This is a genomic window from Streptococcus infantis, from assembly GCF_047463175.1.
In the GTDB taxonomy this organism is placed as follows: Bacteria; Bacillota; Bacilli; order Lactobacillales; family Streptococcaceae; genus Streptococcus; species Streptococcus infantis_AC.
Genome location: NZ_JASHEJ010000001.1, coordinates 35,629 through 54,752, shown reverse-complemented (window position 1 = coordinate 54,752; position 19,124 = coordinate 35,629). Strand labels below are relative to the sequence as shown.

General features: G+C 38.6%; 15 protein-coding genes. 5 read left to right on the top strand and 10 right to left on the bottom strand.

Annotation, left to right across the window (positions count from 1 at the left end):
- Window positions 1-16 precede the first annotated feature (16 nt).
- Genes QM859_RS00280 through uvrB form a run of 4 tightly spaced genes read right to left on the bottom strand, consistent with a single transcriptional unit; the run spans window position 17 to window position 4,821 of the window.
- A complete protein-coding gene (locus tag QM859_RS00280) occupies window positions 17-451 on the bottom strand; it encodes a hypothetical protein (protein WP_414261685.1) in 435 nt (144 codons plus the stop codon).
- Between the two features lie 2 nt (window positions 452-453).
- The gene (locus tag QM859_RS00275) at window positions 454-954 is read right to left on the bottom strand and encodes a hypothetical protein (RefSeq protein WP_414261684.1); all 501 of its coding nucleotides are present in this window, start codon (window positions 952-954) and stop codon (window positions 454-456) included.
- A 48-nt stretch (window positions 955-1,002) separates the two neighbouring features.
- Window positions 1,003-2,814, bottom strand: coding sequence for a DUF2971 domain-containing protein (locus tag QM859_RS00270; protein WP_414261683.1), 1,812 nt, complete (start codon window positions 2,812-2,814; stop codon window positions 1,003-1,005).
- Window positions 2,815-2,832: 18 nt separating this feature from the next.
- Entirely contained in the window at window positions 2,833-4,821 is a 1,989-nt protein-coding gene (uvrB, locus tag QM859_RS00265) for an excinuclease ABC subunit UvrB (RefSeq protein ID WP_414261682.1), read from the bottom strand.
- A 179-nt stretch (window positions 4,822-5,000) separates the two neighbouring features.
- Between uvrB and QM859_RS00260 the strand changes: the two genes are divergently transcribed.
- From QM859_RS00260 to zwf, 3 genes are all read left to right on the top strand, one after another.
- Complete coding sequence (locus tag QM859_RS00260; RefSeq protein ID WP_414261681.1) at window positions 5,001-6,446, top strand: amino acid ABC transporter substrate-binding protein/permease; 1,446 nt, start codon at window positions 5,001-5,003, stop codon at window positions 6,444-6,446.
- Window positions 6,446-7,186, top strand: a complete 741-nt coding sequence (locus QM859_RS00255; RefSeq protein WP_004252615.1) for an amino acid ABC transporter ATP-binding protein — start codon at window positions 6,446-6,448, stop codon at window positions 7,184-7,186. Before QM859_RS00260 ends, QM859_RS00255 begins: the two co-directional genes overlap by 1 nt.
- 148 nt (window positions 7,187-7,334) lie before the next feature.
- Window positions 7,335-8,822: a glucose-6-phosphate dehydrogenase gene (gene zwf, locus QM859_RS00250; RefSeq protein ID WP_414261680.1), complete on the top strand. Its 1,488-nt coding sequence runs from the start codon at window positions 7,335-7,337 to the stop codon at window positions 8,820-8,822.
- 39 nt (window positions 8,823-8,861) lie between these two features.
- Here zwf and ftsY read toward each other — a convergent pair whose 3' ends face one another.
- The 6 genes from ftsY to rnc form a co-directional block, all read right to left on the bottom strand.
- Entirely contained in the window at window positions 8,862-10,313 is a 1,452-nt protein-coding gene (gene ftsY, locus QM859_RS00245; RefSeq protein WP_414261679.1) for a signal recognition particle-docking protein FtsY, read from the bottom strand.
- Between the two features lie 3 nt (window positions 10,314-10,316).
- Window positions 10,317-11,135, bottom strand: coding sequence for a Cof-type HAD-IIB family hydrolase (locus tag QM859_RS00240; protein WP_414261678.1), 819 nt, complete (start codon window positions 11,133-11,135; stop codon window positions 10,317-10,319).
- Window positions 11,135-11,926: a Cof-type HAD-IIB family hydrolase gene (locus tag QM859_RS00235; protein WP_414261677.1), complete on the bottom strand. Its 792-nt coding sequence runs from the start codon at window positions 11,924-11,926 to the stop codon at window positions 11,135-11,137. The genes QM859_RS00240 and QM859_RS00235 overlap by 1 nt, the downstream gene beginning before the upstream one ends.
- A gap of 149 nt (window positions 11,927-12,075) precedes the next feature.
- Window positions 12,076-12,735 (bottom strand): trimeric intracellular cation channel family protein, encoded by a 660-nt coding sequence (locus QM859_RS00230; protein WP_006148259.1) that lies wholly within the window; start codon window positions 12,733-12,735, stop codon window positions 12,076-12,078.
- An 89-nt stretch (window positions 12,736-12,824) separates the two neighbouring features.
- On the bottom strand, window positions 12,825-16,364 hold the full coding sequence (gene smc / locus QM859_RS00225; protein WP_414261676.1) for a chromosome segregation protein SMC: 3,540 nt from the start codon (window positions 16,362-16,364) through the stop codon (window positions 12,825-12,827).
- Complete coding sequence (rnc, locus tag QM859_RS00220; protein ID WP_414261675.1) at window positions 16,355-17,053, bottom strand: ribonuclease III; 699 nt, start codon at window positions 17,051-17,053, stop codon at window positions 16,355-16,357. Before rnc ends, smc begins: the two co-directional genes overlap by 10 nt.
- A 153-nt stretch (window positions 17,054-17,206) precedes the next feature.
- Between rnc and QM859_RS00215 the strand changes: the two genes are divergently transcribed.
- Both QM859_RS00215 and ffh read left to right on the top strand, forming a co-directional pair.
- Complete coding sequence (locus QM859_RS00215; RefSeq protein WP_414261674.1) at window positions 17,207-17,539, top strand: putative DNA-binding protein; 333 nt, start codon at window positions 17,207-17,209, stop codon at window positions 17,537-17,539.
- Between the two features lie 11 nt (window positions 17,540-17,550).
- Window positions 17,551-19,116 carry a signal recognition particle protein gene (gene ffh, locus QM859_RS00210; RefSeq protein ID WP_414261673.1) on the top strand — a complete coding sequence of 522 codons (1,566 nt, stop codon included), beginning with the start codon at window positions 17,551-17,553 and terminating at the stop codon, window positions 19,114-19,116.
- The last annotated feature ends 8 nt before the right edge of the window (window positions 19,117-19,124 follow it).

The following is a 19,124-nucleotide window of genomic DNA, read 5'->3' as shown; positions in this document are numbered from 1 at the left end:
ACTCACTTTCTAATCTTTAATTTTCTATCTTATACTTAACTTTAGATTTCATAATTAAAGGATTAACTAAGTCATGATATTCATGGATTTCATGGAGTAAGGAACCTCTGATGATTCTAATTTCATTATTTTCTTTATTAACGTAGTAGTCTATATTGATTGGCATAGATGAATCTGGAACCATGGAGAAAAAGAAAAATATCACGAACCAGATTATGAGAGCAAAGAATCCGCTAAGAGCTTGAAAAATCAAATGATGCCATTGAAAGATTCTTGTTTTATAAAAGATGGTCCATGGATGAATAAATAGGGTTAAGCAGAGACCAAAAAACCAGATATTCCACAAAACTGGGGTAAAAGCTAAACCAAATAAACCTAAGACAAAATGAATTAAGGCAAATACCAAGAACAGTAAGTAAAGAATCCTAAATATAGTTAGATGTTTTCTCATAATTAACTCCTTTTATTTTCAATAAATTTCATAAACAAAATCGTTAAAGCAGCTACAGTAAAAAAGATTAGATAGGTTGCTATAGGAAACCAAATATAGCGGTGATCTAGGGATAAGAGAGAAGGTAAAATCCCTTTACTGTTTTTTCCGCTAATTCCAATAAAGAGATGGACTATTAAACCGATACTATTAAGATAAATAAATAAATCTGCAAATCTTTTTATTGTCATCCTTGCCCCAGACAAGTCTAGGAACCAATAGTCAAATAATCGATATACCAGACAAAAAAGATTTATATATAGTGGAAAACTATAGTTGATATCTCTGTATGGCGACGGAATAGGAAGACTTTCAAAAATTAGATTCAAACTTAGTCCTATTGCTAGGATAATACCGAGGATCAAGAAGAATCCTAAAAATTTATGAGAATCTAGCCAAGAATTGATCTTTTCTAAACTGGATAAATCTTTTTTTCTACTAGTTTTTATTTTACTCTTGTTCATTGTTATACCAAAAAGTAGAATCACTCGTCTTTCATAAATATTTTTTAATTAACGATAAGGAATCTTCGAACTTTCTATCTTTATATCAGGATTAGCAAGTTTGAGATAAGGAGCAATATAGTCTGCATCCGTAACCTTTGGACCTAGGATAACCTTCGAATATTTTAAAGGAGCCAGATTGATGTATACAAATAAATCATATCTGCCATTGTCTTTCGAGCTTAACACAATATACTTTCTAAAATCTTTATAGTTAACTTTATCAAAAACTTCTAACCCAATTTCTTCTTTCTTAAAGTACTTCTCATTTGATGAATCATTAGCATCTCTTTTAATAATATTTTGTATAGCTGTATCATCTAAATTAATTAAAATACGATACTCCATTTCATACTCATAGTCTTTAACTTTGAAAAGGTAAGAAATCTTCTTCAATTTCTCAGCAAAACTTATCAATTCTTTTTCAGCTTCCAGGTCTTGCAATTTTTCAAATAGCTGTTTTAAATCATCAAGAGATTTACCAACATCTGTTTCATCTTTATTCTCTGACAATAAATCTAAATAATGAACTTTAACAAACTCTATCGATTTATGAGCAACTATATCTTCAAGATAAGACAGATCATATTCAAGAAATGCTCCCTGAGATGAATCTGCATATTCCTTCCACATTGGTAAACTATCAGATACCGTGGTTAGAGAAGATATAAAAACATTGGAAGTTTGATATTGTTTGAAAAACGTATTATCTATACCCAAATAATCATATATTACTCTTCCTTCCATCGGGTCATTTAACTGTTTTAGATTAGTAAGTCGTAAAAATGGAGGGTGAATTTCAGAATTATTTTCATTTTTCCAGTCTGCTTTTATAAGAAAATTTGTTAAAGTATCAATCTTAGTATAATGTCCAAAGGAACCTATTTCTTTCAACTCTTTTGCATCAACAGTCAATTTAGAACGAATATAGTATATAATCTTGTCCGCTTGTTCTAAAAGTTGTTCAGCATCAAATGCTGAGATAGATTCTGGATCACTTTTCTCATTTAAATAATCGTTATCATATTTCTCAATTATCTTAATAGCTTGATTTCGGATGATATCCGAATCATTTTCTTCTTCTATCTTTCGAACAACATCAATCGAATTTTTAATTACGTCATCAAAGTGTCTTGATACAAAATCCAAGTATTTCTCAACATAATTAGATTGAGGGTTATTGAAATAATATTTATTAATTTTTTCGAGATGTTCATTTTTAAAAACAGATACCATCTCATCTAATTCAAAATACCAATAGTCAATTCTCTCAAAATCAATATCTTGGAATATAAAACTTATAAATGATTCTAATTCCCTCTTAAAATAGATTCTTCTTTCTTCTGGTAAACTATTTTGTCTAAATAGTTGAACAAAAACTGAAAATATGTCCGAAATACGGTATTCTACATGCTCTAGATTTTCTTTTAATATTAAATCAAGGATTTTAAAGAAATAACTATCATTTTCAAACAGTTTAGAATATTCTTCATATCTTTCGATTTCAAATAAATAATAATAAAGAGAATCTAAATACCTAGAGCATACACGCCAACTATATACTTGTGAATTATTTGATAGTATTTTATTTATGGATTCTAAAATCTTCTTTTGGATAATTTTATCAATATTCTCTTCAAAATCTCTAAAAATATAAAGAACAGGTTCAACATATTTCAATTGTTCTTCTTTGGATAACTCTAAATATTGATTAGTAAAGTTTTCAAGTTCGTATTTCAGTTTATTTTCGTCCAACGAGTCAAAATGATTCTTTAATTCAGATTCACTAAATTCACCTGTAAAATAATTTAACTTTTCCATTTTATCTCCTTCAAAAACCTACCCAAGCGCCTTGACTTCCAACATCATATCACGAATCTGAGCTGCGAGTTCAAAGTCAAGCACTTCGACTGCTTCTTGCATTTGTTTTTCGAGTTTTTTGACGAGTTCCTTGCGTTCTTGTTTGTTGAGGCTATTGATATCGACTTCCTTGTCCTCTTCCTTGGCAACTACCTTGGTTACAGAGATCAGGTCACGGATTTCCTTCTTAATAGTTTGTGGAATAATACCGTGTTCTTCATTATAAGCCATCTGGATTTTACGACGACGAGCTGTTTCATCGATGGCGCGTTGCATAGACTGAGTCATAGTATCAGCATACATGATGACATGCCCCTCGCTATTACGGGCAGCACGACCAATAGTCTGAATGAGTCCACGCTCATTACGAAGGAAGCCTTCCTTGTCGGCATCAAGAATAGCAACTAAACTTACTTCTGGAACATCTATCCCTTCACGAAGGAGGTTAATCCCAACTAAGACATCAAAGACTCCCAAACGCAGGTCACGGATAATCTCTGTTCGCTCCAAAGTCTTGATATCCGAGTGCATGTATTTAACCTTGATGCCCATTTCTTTGAAATAGTCAGTCAAGTCTTCAGCCATTTTCTTGGTCAAGGTTGTAATAAAGGTACGCTCGTTCTTTTCAACACGGGCATTGATTTCACCTAAGAGGTCATCAATTTGTCCCATAGTCGGACGCACTTCCACTTCTGGATCCAAAAGACCAGTCGGACGAATGATTTGCTCAATAACGGTGTCAGTCTGATCGTGTTCATAATCACCAGGTGTCGCTGAAACATAGACAATCTGGTGAACATGACTTTCGAACTCTTCACGACGAAGGGGACGGTTGTCTAAGGCAGAAGGTAAACGGAAACCGTAATTCACCAACATTTCCTTACGTGAACGGTCTCCATTGTACATGCCCTTGATTTGTCCCATGGTCATGTGGCTCTCATCAATCATAATCAAAAAATCATCAGGGAAGAAGTCAAGAAGGGTGTACGGTGGCTCTCCTTCGCTTCGTCCATCCATGTGGCGTGAGTAGTTTTCAACCCCGTTTGTATAACCCATCTCACGAAGCATCTCGATATCGTATTCTGTTCGCTGTTTCAAGCGTTGCGCTTCCAGGAGCTTACCTTCCTTCTCAAAAATAGCTAACTGCTCCTCCAACTCAGCCTCAATCTTAGCAATTGCTACTTCCATGTGGTCATCATTGGTCACAAAGTGAGTGGCTGGGAAAATCGCCAAATGATCCACTTCGCCCAGAACTTGACCAGTTAGAGCTTCAACTTCACGGATACGGTCAATCTCATCCCCGAAGAACTCAACACGAAAGGCATGCTCATCACGAGAGGCTGGGAAAATCTCCACCACATCCCCACGTACACGGAATCTACCACGCTGAAAATCAATGTCATTACGCTCAAATTGAATATCGACCAATTCATTAAGCAGTTTATCACGAGAAATCTCAAGACCTGGGCGCAGACTTACTACACTATCAGCGTATTCCTTAGGAGAACCCAAACCATAAATACAAGATACAGATGCTACAACGATGACATCGTTACGCTCCAAGAGCGCTGATGTAGCGGAGTGACGAAGTTTATCAATCTCATCGTTGACTGAACTATCTTTTTCGATATAAGTATCACTAGAGGGAACATAAGCTTCAGGTTGATAGTAATCATAGTAGGATACGAAGTACTCGACCGCATTCTCTGGGAAAAATTCCTTGAACTCCCCATAAAGCTGGCCTGCTAGTGTCTTATTGTGGGCAATGACCAAGGTTGGCTTATTAACTTGCGCAATCACTTGACTCATGGTATAGGTTTTCCCTGTACCAGTCGCCCCCATTAAGATTTGAGCCTTTTCTCCACCCTCGATATTATCCACCAACTGCTCAATGGCCTGTGGTTGATCCCCAGACGGTTGGTATTTGGATACAAGTTTAAATTTGTTGTCTGTAATTCTATTTATCATAATAGCCTCATACATATTTTCTATCCTTCTATTTTACCATAAAAAGGAAAGAGTTTCTGTTTCTCAACAGACTACCTCACTTTATTCTATGTTACATCTTCTAACATAGAAATATAAAATATTTGCCGGATTCAATTTTTTCTGCTATAATTTGAAAATACCCTGAAAGGAGACATCACATGAAGAAAAAAATACTAGCATGTTTGCTTATTTTATTTCCTATTTTTTCATTAGGACTAGTAAAAGCTGATACTGAGAAAACAAAGTATGTCATCGCCAGTGACTCATCTTTTGCGCCATTTGTTTTCCAAGACTCAAGCAACCAATACACTGGTATCGATATGGATCTAATCAAGGCAATCGCTGAAGACCAAGGTTTTGAAATCGAGATTACCAATCCAGGTTTTGATGCTGCTATTAACGCAGTCCAATCTGGACAAGCTGACGGTATCATTGCAGGTATGTCAGTGACTGATGCTCGTAAAGAAACTTTTGATTTCTCTGATTCTTACTATACAGCTAATACTATTCTTGGTGTTAAGGAATCAAGTACCATTTCTTCTTATGAAGATTTAAACGGCAAGACTGTAGGTGTGAAAAATGGTACTGCTTCACAAACCTTCCTAACAGAGAATCAAAGCAAGTACGGTTACAAGATTAAAACTTTTTCAGATGCTGCATATATGTATGATAGTTTAAATACCGGTTCAATTGATGCCGTTATGGATGACGAACCTGTTATTAAATACTCTATCAGTCAAGGACAAAAGTTAAAAACACCTATCGCAGGTACTCCAATTGGCGAAACTGCTTTTGCTGTTAAAAAAGGAAGCAATCCAGAATTGCTAGAGAAATATAACAAAGGACTTGCAAACCTTAAGGCAAACGGAGAATTCCAAAGAATCCTTGATAAGTATCTAGCTAGCGATTCTACTACTACAAGTTCAACCGCTGATGAAACAACTATCTGGGGCTTGTTGAAAAACAACTACAAACAACTTCTCAGCGGACTTGAAATTACCCTCTCATTAGCACTGATTTCATTTGTAATTGCGATTTTCATCGGAATTATCTTTGGTATTTTTAGTGTCAGCCCTTATAAATCACTCCGTTTGATTTCAGAGATTTTCGTTGACGTTATCCGTGGTATTCCACTCATGATTCTCGCAGCCTTCATTTTCTGGGGCATTCCTAACTTTATCGAATCTCTTACAGGTCAACAAAGTCCAATCAACGACTTTGTCGCTGGTACTATCGCACTTTCCCTAAACTCAGCTGCCTACATTGCTGAAATCGTTCGTGGTGGTATCAAGGCCGTACCTGTTGGACAAATGGAAGCCAGTCGAAGCCTTGGTATTTCATATGGAAAAACCATGCGTAAGATTGTCTTGCCACAAGCAACCAAGCTCATGCTTCCAAACTTCGTCAACCAATTTGTTATCGCTCTTAAAGATACAACGATCGTATCTGCAATCGGTCTGGTAGAACTCTTCCAGACTGGTAAGATTATCATTGCTCGTAACTATCAAAGTTTCAAAATGTATGCAATTCTCGCAGTCTTCTACCTTGTGATTATCACTCTTCTAACTAGACTTGCAAAACTCTTAGAAAAGAGGATTCAATAATGGCAAAATTAAAAATTGACGTTCATAACTTACATAAACAATATGGTAAAAACAAAGTCCTTAAAGGAATTTCAGCGAAATTCTATGAAGGAGATGTTGTTTGTATCATTGGACCTTCTGGTTCAGGTAAGTCAACTTTCTTGCGTAGCTTAAATCTCCTCGAAGAAGGAACAAAAGGAAGCATCACAGTTAATGGCTATGATTTGACGGATAAAGCAACCAATGTAGACCATGTTCGTGAAAATATAGGAATGGTGTTCCAGCACTTCAATCTCTTTCCACATATGACCGTATTGGAAAATATCACTTTTGCTCCTGTAGAACACAAGTTAATGACTAAGGCTGAAGCTGAAAAATTGGGTATGGAACTCCTCGAAAAAGTTGGGCTTGCTGACAAGGCCAATGCCAATCCTGAAAGTCTATCCGGTGGTCAAAAACAACGTGTGGCTATCGCTCGCGGTTTGGCTATGAATCCAGATATCATGCTCTTTGACGAACCAACTTCTGCCCTTGACCCAGAGATGGTCGGCGACGTTCTTAACGTTATGAAAGAATTGGCTGAACAAGGTATGACCATGATCATCGTAACCCATGAAATGGGATTTGCTCGTAAGGTTGCCAATCGAGTTATCTTTACAGCAGATGGTGAATTCCTAGAAGATGGTACCCCTGATCAAATCTTTGATAACCCACAACACCCTCGACTAAAAGAATTTTTAGACAAGGTTCTCAATGCTTAAAAAACTGCAAGGTAAACCTTGCAGTTTTTTTCTCACTTGTATTTGAATTTTGGATTTTTTAGAAAATTATGATAAAATAAAGGGTATGAAAATGGGGATTCCTCATGCCTAGGATATCTAGGAAAGTAAATAGAAATTAGGTAGCTGGATGTCATCTAAAGTTATTGTTACAATTTTTGGTGCTAGTGGAGATTTGGCTAAACGCAAGCTTTACCCTTCACTCTTTAGACTTTATAAATCAGGTAATCTTTCTGATCATTTTGCTGTTATTGGAACTGCTCGTAGACCATGGAGTAAGGAATATTTCGAATCTGTTGTTGTCGAATCTATTTTAGACTTGGCAGATAGCGCAGAAGAGGCTCAAGCTTTTGCTAGTCACTTCTACTATCAAAGTCACGATGTTAATGACACTGAGCACTATATCGAATTGCGCAAGCTTCAGGCTGAGTTAAATGAAAAGTATCAAACTGAACACAACAAGCTTTTCTTCCTCTCAATGGCACCACAATTCTTCGGTACCATCGCCAAACACCTCAAGTCTGAGCAAATCGTTGACGGTAAAGGCTTTGAACGTTTGATTGTTGAGAAACCTTTTGGTACAGATTATGAAACTGCAAGCAAACTAAACGAAGAGCTTCTAGCTACTTTTAACGAAGAGCAAATCTATCGTATCGACCACTATCTTGGTAAGGAAATGATTCAAAGCATTTTTGCTATTCGCTTTGCCAATATGATTTTTGAAAATGTTTGGAATCGTGAGCACATCGATAACGTTCAGATTACCTTTGCAGAGCGTCTCGGTGTTGAGGAGCGTGGTGGCTACTATGATGAGTCTGGTGCCCTTCGTGACATGGTTCAAAACCATACCCTACAGCTTCTATCACTCCTTGCTATGGACAAACCTGCAAGCTTTACAAAGGATGACATTCGCGCAGAGAAAATCAAGGTCTTCAATAACCTTTACCACCCTACAGATGAGGAACTTAAAGAGCACTTCATCCGTGGTCAATATCGTTCTGGTAAAGTTGATGGCATGAAATACATCTCTTACCGCAGCGAACCAAATGTCAACCCAGAATCAATGACAGAAACCTTTGCATCAGGTGCATTCTTTGTAGATACTGATCGCTTCCGTGGTGTTCCTTTCTTCTTCCGTACAGGTAAACGCCTAACTGAAAAAGGAACACACGTAAACATTGTCTTCAAACAAATGGATTCTATTTTCGGAGAACCACTAGCGCCGAATGTGCTTACCATCTACATTCAACCAACTGAAGGATTCTCTCTCAGTCTTAACGGTAAAAAGGTTGGGGAAGAGTTTAGCCTCGCACATAATTCGCTTGACTACAGAACTGATGCTACAGCTACAGGTGCTTCACCAGATCCATATGAAAAACTGATCTATGATGTTTTGAACAATAACTCAACAAACTTTAGCCACTGGGATGAAGTGAGTGCATCATGGAAATTGATTGACCGTATCGAGAAGCTTTGGGCTGAAAACGGTGCTCCACTTCATGACTATAAGGCTGGTAGCATGGGACCACAAGCCAGCTTTGATTTACTTGAAAAATACGGAGCCAAATGGACATGGCAACCAGATATCGCCTATCGTAAGGATGGTCGACTAGAATAATCAAAAACAATCCTGCAAGAATTCTTGCAGGATTATCTTTTATATCAAACCTTCTAAAAGGCCCTTCATAAAGTTCTCAGAGTTGAACTCACCGATATCATCGATTTTTTCACCAAAACCAATCAATTTAACAGGGATATTGAGTTCTTCACGGATAGCAAGAACAACACCACCTCGGGCAGTTCCATCAATCTTAGTCAATACAATCCCTGTAACAGGAGTAATTTTTGAAAACTCTTTAGCTTGTACGAGAGCGTTTTGCCCTGTTGAAGCATCCAAAGCTAGGAAGGTTTCATGAGGGGCTTCTGGTACGACACGTTTGATGATGCGACCAATTTTTTCCAACTCAGCCATCAAGTTTTCTTTGTTTTGCAAACGACCGGCTGTGTCAATCATCAAAATATCAATACCTTCTGCTACTGCTCGCTCCATACCATCAAAGACAACGCTGGCTGGATCGGCTTTCTCAGGACCAGTTACAACAGGAACATCTACACGACGACCCCATTCTGCTAACTGAGCAACCGCACCCGCACGGAAGGTATCAGCAGCAACAAGCATAACCTTTTTACCAGCTTGTTTGTAGCGATTAGCTAATTTACCAATTGAAGTTGTTTTCCCGACCCCATTAACTCCAACAAAAAGCATAACCGTTAATCCATCTTGGAAGTTAATATTTTCATTATATATGCCGTCCTTTTCGTATAGCTCCACTAATTTTTCGATGATAACACGACGAAGGGCATTAGGTTTCTTAGCATTCTCAAGCTTGGCTTCATAACGCAATTCTTCCGTAAGATTTGAAGCTACCTGCACACCAACGTCACTCATGATAAGTAGCTCTTCTAGTTCCTCAAAGAAATCTTCATCGACTGAGCGGAAATTTGCAAAGAAAGCATTCAAACGGGCACCGAATCCTGTACGAGTTTTCTTAAGACTACGGTCATATTTTTCTTGTTCAGTCTCTTGGACTTGAGGAGTTTCTTCGATTACTAGATCCTCTTCCTCTTCTTCAGAAGTGTCTAATTCCGTTTCGTCTGGTTGAACTTGATCAGATTCTTCCTCGTCACTATCACTTGAAGGCACTTCTTCGACTGTTGACTCAAATTCTTCTGCAACAAATTCCACTACTTCTTGAGAGCTGGCTTCAGTTTCTTCAACTTCTGTTGACTCTGACTCTTCCTGACAACAGTGACACTCAGTTTCTTCTTCAAGCTGAATTTCTTCCTGAGGAGTTGCTATTGGTTCAACTGTTTCTGTAGTAGTTTCTGCTACTGGTTCTTCCGACTCACTAGCTTCTTTAGAATAAGTTTTCTCAAATTCTGAACTTTGGTCGATTTCTTCAGTATTTTTCGCTTCAACTTCTTCAGTTCCAAGTGCTTCAACTTCGTCGCCAGATTCTGTCAGATCCAAGTTTTCCAAAGCTTCTTTAACAACTTCTTCGATTTTTGGTTCTTCTTTTCTACCAAATAAACGGTCAAATAATCCCATACTTTAGTTCTCCTTCAGTACATATTTTTCGATGGCCCAGGCAACAGCTTCCTCGTCATTGGTCATAGGGGTGACTACATTTGCAACTTCCTTGACCTCAGGCACAGCATTTTGCATAGCAACACCTAGTCCTGCCCATTCAATCATAGAAAGGTCATTGGCCTCATCTCCACATGCCATCACCTGACTTCGGTCAATTCCTAGGTGGTCAATCAATTTAGCTAATCCAGTAGCCTTATGAACGTTCTTTGGTGACCATTCCAAAAGCATGTCGCGAGATTTAAAAATTTCATAACTGTTAAACAAGTCTGATGAAATGTTAGCAATTGCTGCATCCAGTGGTTCTTGGGCAAAGGCTGTCACACATTTGTTGTAGGTCATCTGACTAGACAAATCTTCAAAGTCAATTGGAACAAAAGTCAGAGCAGGATTAAATTTAGCATACAGACTCTCTTGATCTGATTGAATTTGGTAAACGGTTCCTTCTGAAATGGCATCTAAGGGAATATTTAGTTTTTCAGTTTCCTCATAAATGCGTGTCACATCATCAATAGAGAATACTGTCTTATCGAGAATCTCACCTGTATTTTTCTGAACCAATCCACCGTTGAATGTGATAGTAAATTCGTCATCGTGACCATCTGTTCCAAGCTCTTTAAGGAAGAAATCCATAGCCTTGAGGGGACGTCCAGTTGTTAGGACTACCTTGACCCCTTGTTCACGCGCAGCCTTTAAAGTTGCCTTGGTACGATCAGTCAATTTCTTGTCTGTCGTCAGCAAGGTTCCATCCAAGTCTAGGGCAATTAATTTAATATCTGCCATTATAACCCCTCCATATAAGCAATAACTGATTGGTCTTTGTGGTGACCGATAACTGTTTCAGCTAGTTCCAAAATCTCTGGACGGGCATTTTCAGGTGCGACTGGGTGACCTACAACTTGCATCATGTGAAGGTCATTGAGATTGTCACCGAAGGCCATCACTTGGTCCATATCCAGATTTAACTTCTTAGCCAATTCGACAATCGCAACTCCCTTGTCCACATAATCAAGGACAATGTCGATAGATTCAAATCCTGTCGTCATAGCCTTAACACCAGGAACATGTTCATTAACCCAAGCTTCGCCAGCTTCTACTATCTTTTCTGTAAAGTTAGTTGTGAATTTGAAAATCTCATCGGTGATATCTTCAAGACTAGCTACTTTTTGAATATTCTCATTGTAATGATGACTAAACATGAGATAGGTTTCATCAACCGTATCTAGAACATAGCATGCTTTTTTACCTGTCAAGAGCATCTTCTTCTCATCGAAATAAGGTGAAGTCTTTAACTTTTCAAAAGTTGATAGGTAAAAATCTCTAGGCATGGTCGCTTCATAGAGGTCTTGTCCATGAAAACGAACGAGACTCCCATTTTCGGCGATAAAAATAATCTCATCTTTGACATCCGCAAAATGCTTTTCAAGCGACAAAAGACCACGACCAGAAGCTACAGCAAAGTAAATTCCTTTTTCTTTATAAGAATGGAGGAGCTTTTTTAAGCGCTCCATATCAAATTGGCCAGCTTCATCCAAAAAAGTCCCGTCCATATCAGTTGCGACTAGTTTAATCATAAATACTCATATTCTCCAGTTATAAATCTATCTTCTATTATACCATAGAAAAAGGAAATAGCGCCTAATCCATATAAGATTAGACGCTTGATTAAATTTGTAATTTATAAAATATTTATCAATCTAGTGATTGAACTTTACTCTATCAATTAATTCCAAGTCTTTTTATCCATATTTGGCAAAGAGAGCTTAAACTTAATAATACAGAGTCGAATCACAAAACCTACAATTGAGAGAATGATAAAAGCAGTTATTCTTGGAAAGTGGAGGACAAAGGCCAACCAGTAATAAATAACGCCAATTACAAAAGATAAAAGGGCATAGATGTCCTCTTTTAGAACACTTGGGACTTCATTAATCAAGAGGTCTCGGATAATACCACCGCCAGCACCTGTTAAACAGGCCAAAATCCCTGCAGACATCAAGTTCAATTTACTATCAGCTAAGGCGGTAGCTCCAATCAAGGAAAAGATGATTAAGCCAATCGAATCAAAGATGAGATAGGCTTCTCTCAGCCACTTATAGAATTTTTTTTCTTGACTAGCATTGGCTTGTTTTGATGTCACAAAGGCATACATAATAACAGCTACAAGAATAGAGACATAAATCGGTCCAGGATCTGCGAGAGCGGAGGGAAAACGACTGATAATAGAATCTCTTAAAATACCCCCGCCTACTGCTGTTACAATTGCCAATAAACTAATTCCAAAAATATCTAAACGTTTACCAAATCCTTTGATGGCTCCTGACGCCGCAAAGGCTATAGTCCCAATATAATTACAAATCATTAGGAATAGGTCAAAATCCATGTAAGCTCCTCAACTTATTTTTGTAACCTTTCTGACTTCTTGAAGGTCATTCTAAATACTTTAGCTTGAAATGTTATATTGAAAACAAACTAAGCATCCATATTTTCTAAATCTTTTAGTTTGACAGAGACAATCTTAGAAACACCAGATTCTTGCATAGTTACACCATAAATAGAGTCTGCGGCTGCCATGGTTCCCTTACGGTGGGTAACAACGATAAACTGGCTATCCTTGTCAAATCGGTTAAGATAATCCCCAAAGCGTTTAACGTTAGCTTCATCGAGTGCAGCCTCTACTTCATCCAAAATAACAAATGGAATGGTCTTGACACGAATGATTGAGAAGAGCAAAGCAAGAGCTGACAAGGCCTTCTCTCCACCACTCATGAGGTTGAGAGATTGGATTTTCTTTCCTGGCGGTTGAACAGAGATTTCAACACCTGCTGTCAATAAATCTCCCTCGGTCAGGATTAGGTCCGCTTGACCACCACCAAACATCTGCTTGAAGGTTACTTTGAAGGATTCACGAATAGCTTCAAAGGTTGATTTAAATCGTTCCTTCACTTCATCGTTCATCTCTGTAATGGTTTCAAGAAGAAGATTTTTAGCCGAAAGAATGTCATCACGCTGACTATTTAAGAATTCCAAGCGTTCGTGAACTTCGTCAAACTGTTCAATGGCATCCAGATTGACTGGACCAAGTGAACGAATCGATTTTTCCAAATCCTTGACCTCTTGTTCAGCGACAGCCAAATCTTCTAACGAATTGGCTTGTTCTAGGGCTTCCGTATAACTAATCTGGTACTCTTCAGTCAGTTGACCTTGAAGATAGCGAAGGCGGTCCGTAATCTTCTCTTTGGTTGCTTCTGCACGTGTTTGCTTACGAATCCATTCTTCATTTTGCTGACGAGCTTGTTCTAAATGACTAGCAATATCATCCAATTGACCTTCAATATCATCCAGCTCAAACTGCTTACGAATAAGCCCTTGTTGAATTTCTTCTTTCTGACTCTTAGCTTCTGTTTCCTGCTTGGTCAAAAGTTCCGTATCAACCTTTTCAAGATTGTCTACCTTTTCTTGGAGAAGGCGTTCGATTTCATCTTGCTCTATATCAAGGTATTCAAGCTCTTTGTTAATCCGTTCAATATCTGCAACTTCATAACGCTTTTGCCCTAACATTTCTGTCTTGCGAAGCCGCTCTCGAGAAAGTTTTTCCTGTAAGTTTTGGTAACGTTCTTGAATCGCATTTTTATTGGACTTGATTTCTTCAATCTCAGACTCCAGCTTTTGCTTTTCAGTTGCGATGATTGAGAGACGTTCTTGGCATTTTTCTTTTTCAGCTTGCCAATCTCCACCTCTTAGATTGTTTAATTCTTTTTCCTGAAGTTCTAAAAGCGTTTCGAGTTCTTCGACTTGTTGGCAAGTTTGTTGATAAGCCAGATATAAGCCCTGCTCCTCGATTCGAGCTTGCTCTCCTTGAGACTTAATAGTTTCCAAAGTTTGACTAAGTTCATTCAAGGCTACTTGAACTGACTTCAGATTTTCTTCCTCTTGACGAAGAAGCTTTTCTTCTTGAGCAATTTCTTTTTGCAATTGCTCCAATTCAGGCTTGATGAAAATACTGTTATTTTGACGATTGGCACCACCAGCATAAGAACCACCTGTTCGTAATTCTGTACCATCTAGCGTTACCATTCGAACCTGATAACGTACCTTGCGAGCTGCATCACGCGCATGCTCTACCGTATCAAAGATTGCTGTTGTAGCTAGCAAGTTTTTAAATATAGCTTCATGCTTGGCATCAAAAGTAACCAATTCATCTGCCATTCCAAGAAAACCTGGACTTGAGGCAATCACATCTTGGTTCTGACCTGAAATGCTACGAGCCTTGATGGTTGTCAAAGGTAGGAAGGTCGCACGACCAGCTCGGTTTCGTTTAAGGAAGTCGATAGCCTTAGTCGCAGCCTGTTCATCTTCAACGATGATATGTTGGCTACTTGCCCCGAGGGCAATTTCAAGAGCTGTTTGATAACGAACATCAAAAGTTAAATGTTCACTGACCGCTCCGACAATACCGCTCAGGCGATTTTTTTCTTGTAGAACACTCTTAACACCCGCATAGAAATTACTATGGTTTTTAAGAATGTTTTCCAGACTTTGCGCCTTGGCCTGCTTGTTTTTCAGACTATCCAAACGGTCAAAAAGTTGATTTTGTTGACTTTGATAAGCCTGCTTTTGTTCTTCTTCCTGTTTAGCATTCGTCTGATAGTCAGCAAGCAAGGTCTGTACTTTTTCTTTTGCTGATTTAAGAGCAGTTTCTTGCTCACTAGCCTTAGACTTAGCAGAAGCTAATTGTTCCTTCAAGGATACTAATTGTTCTTCTTGCTTTTGAGTCTGTTGGCGACTATTTTCAAGGTCATTCTCAATCCGTGTCAACTGGTTAGAGACATCCGCTTCTTCCTGCAAGAAAGCAACAAAGCGCTCACGCAGTTGCTCAATCATTTGATCAGGATCATCAGAAAATGCTTCTAACTCAGCTTCTAAACGATTGAGCTCCTTGGTATTGACTGCTAGATTTTCTTCTAACTGACTGAGATTTGCTTCTTTTTCTTCCTTCTCTTGAATAAGAGCATTTCTCTTTTCATCCAAACTAGCTAAACGAGCTTGAGCCTCTTGTTGATTGAGAGCAACCTGCTCTGTCTCCAGTTTAGACAAGGCCAATTTCCGTTCTAAATCACTGATTAGAGCAGTCAAATCCATCAAACTAGTTTGATCTTTAGCCATCTCTGCTTGTAAATCTTGTCTCTGCTTCTTGAGAGATTGATTTTCAAGTTCTAGTGACTCGCGTTTTTGATAATAACTAGTCAACAGTTCTTGGACTTGGCTTAATTCTTCTTCTGTTAGATCCAATTCAGCCTTATTGGCTTGAATTTGTGCAACTAAAACATCTAAGTAGATGGCTTTACGCTGACCGTCCAAGTCCATGAATTTACGAGCTGTTGTTGCTTGTTTTTCTAAGGGCTTGATTTGATTGTCTAACTCATAGATGATGTCTTCCAAGCGGTCTAAATTGTCTTGAGTTTGTTGCAGTTTACTTTCCGTCTCTTTACGACGAGTTTTATATTTTAAAACTCCAGCTGCTTCTTCAAAAATAGCGCGGCGTTCCTCAGGCTTAGAGTTAAAGATTTCTTCGACCTTCCCTTGAGAAATAATAGAGAAGGAATCACGTCCAAGTCCGGTATCTAAGAAAAGATCATGAATATCACGAAGACGGACTTTTTTCCCATCAATCTTGTATTCACTATCCCCAGTACGATAGATATGGCGCTCCACCTTGATTTCCTGTCCTTCATCCTTGATGAAACCGTCCTGATTGTCTAGAGTAACAACTACAGAAGCATAGTTTAATGGTTTTCTACTTTCTGTTCCTGCAAAGATAACATCTGGCATCTTCCCACCACGAAGACTTTTGACACTGGATTCCCCAAGAGCCCAGCGTAAACTCTCTGTTATATTAGATTTTCCAGAACCATTGGGTCCTACAACTGCTGTTACTCCTTGGTCAAAAACAACCTTGGTTTTGTCAGCAAAGGACTTGAACCCCTGAATCTCAATTTCCTTTAAATACATGAATCCAGTCCTTCCTCAACTGCATTTTTAGCGGCTTCTTGTTCGGCCAATTTTTTAGATCGTCCTTGACCCCTACCTAAACTTTGACCCTCGACAAGGACTTCAACCTCAAACATCTTATCGTGGGCAGGTCCGATCTCTGAAATCACCTGATAACGAATATCAACATCACCATTGACTTGAAGTAATTCTTGGAGGTGGGTCTTGTAGTCTTTAATCATCTCAAAATCACCAGCCTCAACCTTTGGAATCATGACATGGTAGATAAACTCTTTTACCGTAAGTAGATCCTTATCTAAAAGCAGGGCACCCAAAAAGGCTTCGAAAGCATCTCCCAAGATGGTATCTCGATTACGGCCTCCAGATTTTTCCTCTCCCTTTCCTAGCTTGATAAATTGGTCAAACTGGCAATCACGGGCAAAACCAGCCAAACTCTCTTCACGTACAATCATGGCACGGAGTTTAGACAGGTCACCTTCTGGTTTTTTAGGATATTTTTTGTACAGATATTCTGAAATCAATAATTGCAGAACAGCGTCTCCTAAAAATTCCAAGCGTTCATTGTGTGAAATTTTTAAGAGGCGGTGCTCATTGGCGTAACTAGTGTGAGTAAAAGCAGTTTCAAGTAATTGTTTATCTGAAAAAACAAGCCCAAAACGTTGCTCTAACACGGTTTCTAATTCTTTCATAAGAACCTCTTTCTAAAACATTATAATACACTCCATTATACCAAAAAATAGAATCATAGTCAGAAAATAACCGTTAAAAGTCCTTTTTCTGACTTGTGTTTAAAATCAATCCATTACTAGCAGTTCAGGCTATTTTTTGGTATAATAAATCTTATGGAAATTGAAAAAACCAATCGAATGAATGCTCTGTTTGAATTTTATGCAGCCCTTTTGACTGATAAGCAGATGAACTATATCGAGCTCTACTATGCAGACGACTATAGTTTAGCTGAAATCGCTGAAGAATTTGGTGTTAGTCGTCAGGCTGTTTATGATAATATCAAACGAACAGAAAAGATACTGGAAGACTATGAGATGAAGCTTCATATGTACTCTGACTACATTGTCCGCAGTCAAATTTTTGATCAGATCATTGAGCGCTATCCAGAAGATGCTTTTCTCCAAGAGCAAATTGTGATTTTAACAAGTATTGACAATAGAGAATAAGAGGAATAAATATGGCATTTGAAAATTTAACAGAACGTTTGCAGAACGTCTTTAAAAATCTACGTAAAAAAGGAAAAATCTCAGAGAGTGATATCCAAGAAGCAACCAAGGAAATTCGTCTGGCTCTTTTAGAAGCCGACGTTGCTTTGCCAGTGGTTAAGGAATTTATCAAGAAGGTTCGTGAACGTGCCATTGGGCATGAAGTCATTGATACCCTCAATCCAGCTCAACAAATCATCAAGATTGTCAATGAAGAGTTGACGGAAGTTCTTGGTTCAGATACTGCTGAGATTATCAAGTCCCCAAAAATCCCGACCATTATCATGATGGTCGGTTTGCAAGGGGCTGGTAAAACAACCTTCGCTGGAAAACTTGCTAACAAACTCAAAAAGGAAGAGGATGCTCGTCCTCTGATGATTGCGGCCGACATCTATCGTCCTGCAGCTATTGACCAGCTTAAAACACTAGGACAACAAATTGATGTTCCTGTCTTTGCTCTTGGAACTGAAGTTCCTGCAGTGGAGATTGTTCGCCAAGGTTTGGAGCAAGCTAAAGCCAACCATAACGACTATGTCTTGATCGATACTGCTGGTCGTCTGCAAATTGACGAGCTTCTTATGAATGAGCTTCGTGACGTTAAAGCTCTTGCTCAACCAAATGAAATCCTTCTCGTCATCGATGCCATGATTGGTCAAGAAGCTGCTAACGTTGCGCGAGAATTTAACGCTCAATTAGAAGTTACCGGTGTCATCCTTACCAAGATTGACGGGGATACTCGTGGTGGTGCGGCCCTTTCTGTTCGTCATATCACAGGAAAACCAATCAAATTCACTGGTACTGGTGAAAAAATTACCGACATTGAAACTTTCCACCCTGACCGTATGGCCAGCCGTATTCTCGGTATGGGGGATATGCTAACTCTTATCGAGAAAGCTTCTCAAGAATACGATGAGCAAAAAGCCCTTGAAATGGCTGAAAAGATGCGGGAAAACACCTTTGATTTCAACGATTTCATCGATCAGTTGGATCAGGTGCAAAATATGGGACCAATGGAAGATTTGCTCAAGATGATTCCAGGTATGGCCAACAATCCTGCCCTTCAAAATATGAAGGTGGATGAAAAACAAATTGCTCGCAAACGTGCCATCGTCTCTTCTATGACTCCTGAAGAACGTGAAAACCCAGACTTGCTTACTCCAAGTCGCCGTCGTCGTATCGCTGCTGGTTCTGGTAATACCTTTATCGAAGTCAACAAGTTCATCAAGGATTTCAACCAAGCTAAACAACTCATGCAAGGTGTCATGTCTGGTGACATGAACAAGATGATGAAACAGATGGGCATCAACCCTAACAATCTTCCTAAAAATATGCCTGGAGGTATGGATATGTCAGCCCTTGAAGGTATGATGGGACAAGGTGGCATGCCTGATATGTCTGCTCTTGGCGGAGCAGGAATGCCTGATATGAGCCAGATGTTCGGTGGAGGTCTTAAGGGCAAAATCGGTGAATTTGCCATGAAGCAATCCATGAAACGCATGGCCAACAAAATGAAAAAAGCTAAGAAAAAACGCAAATAAAAAGGGAC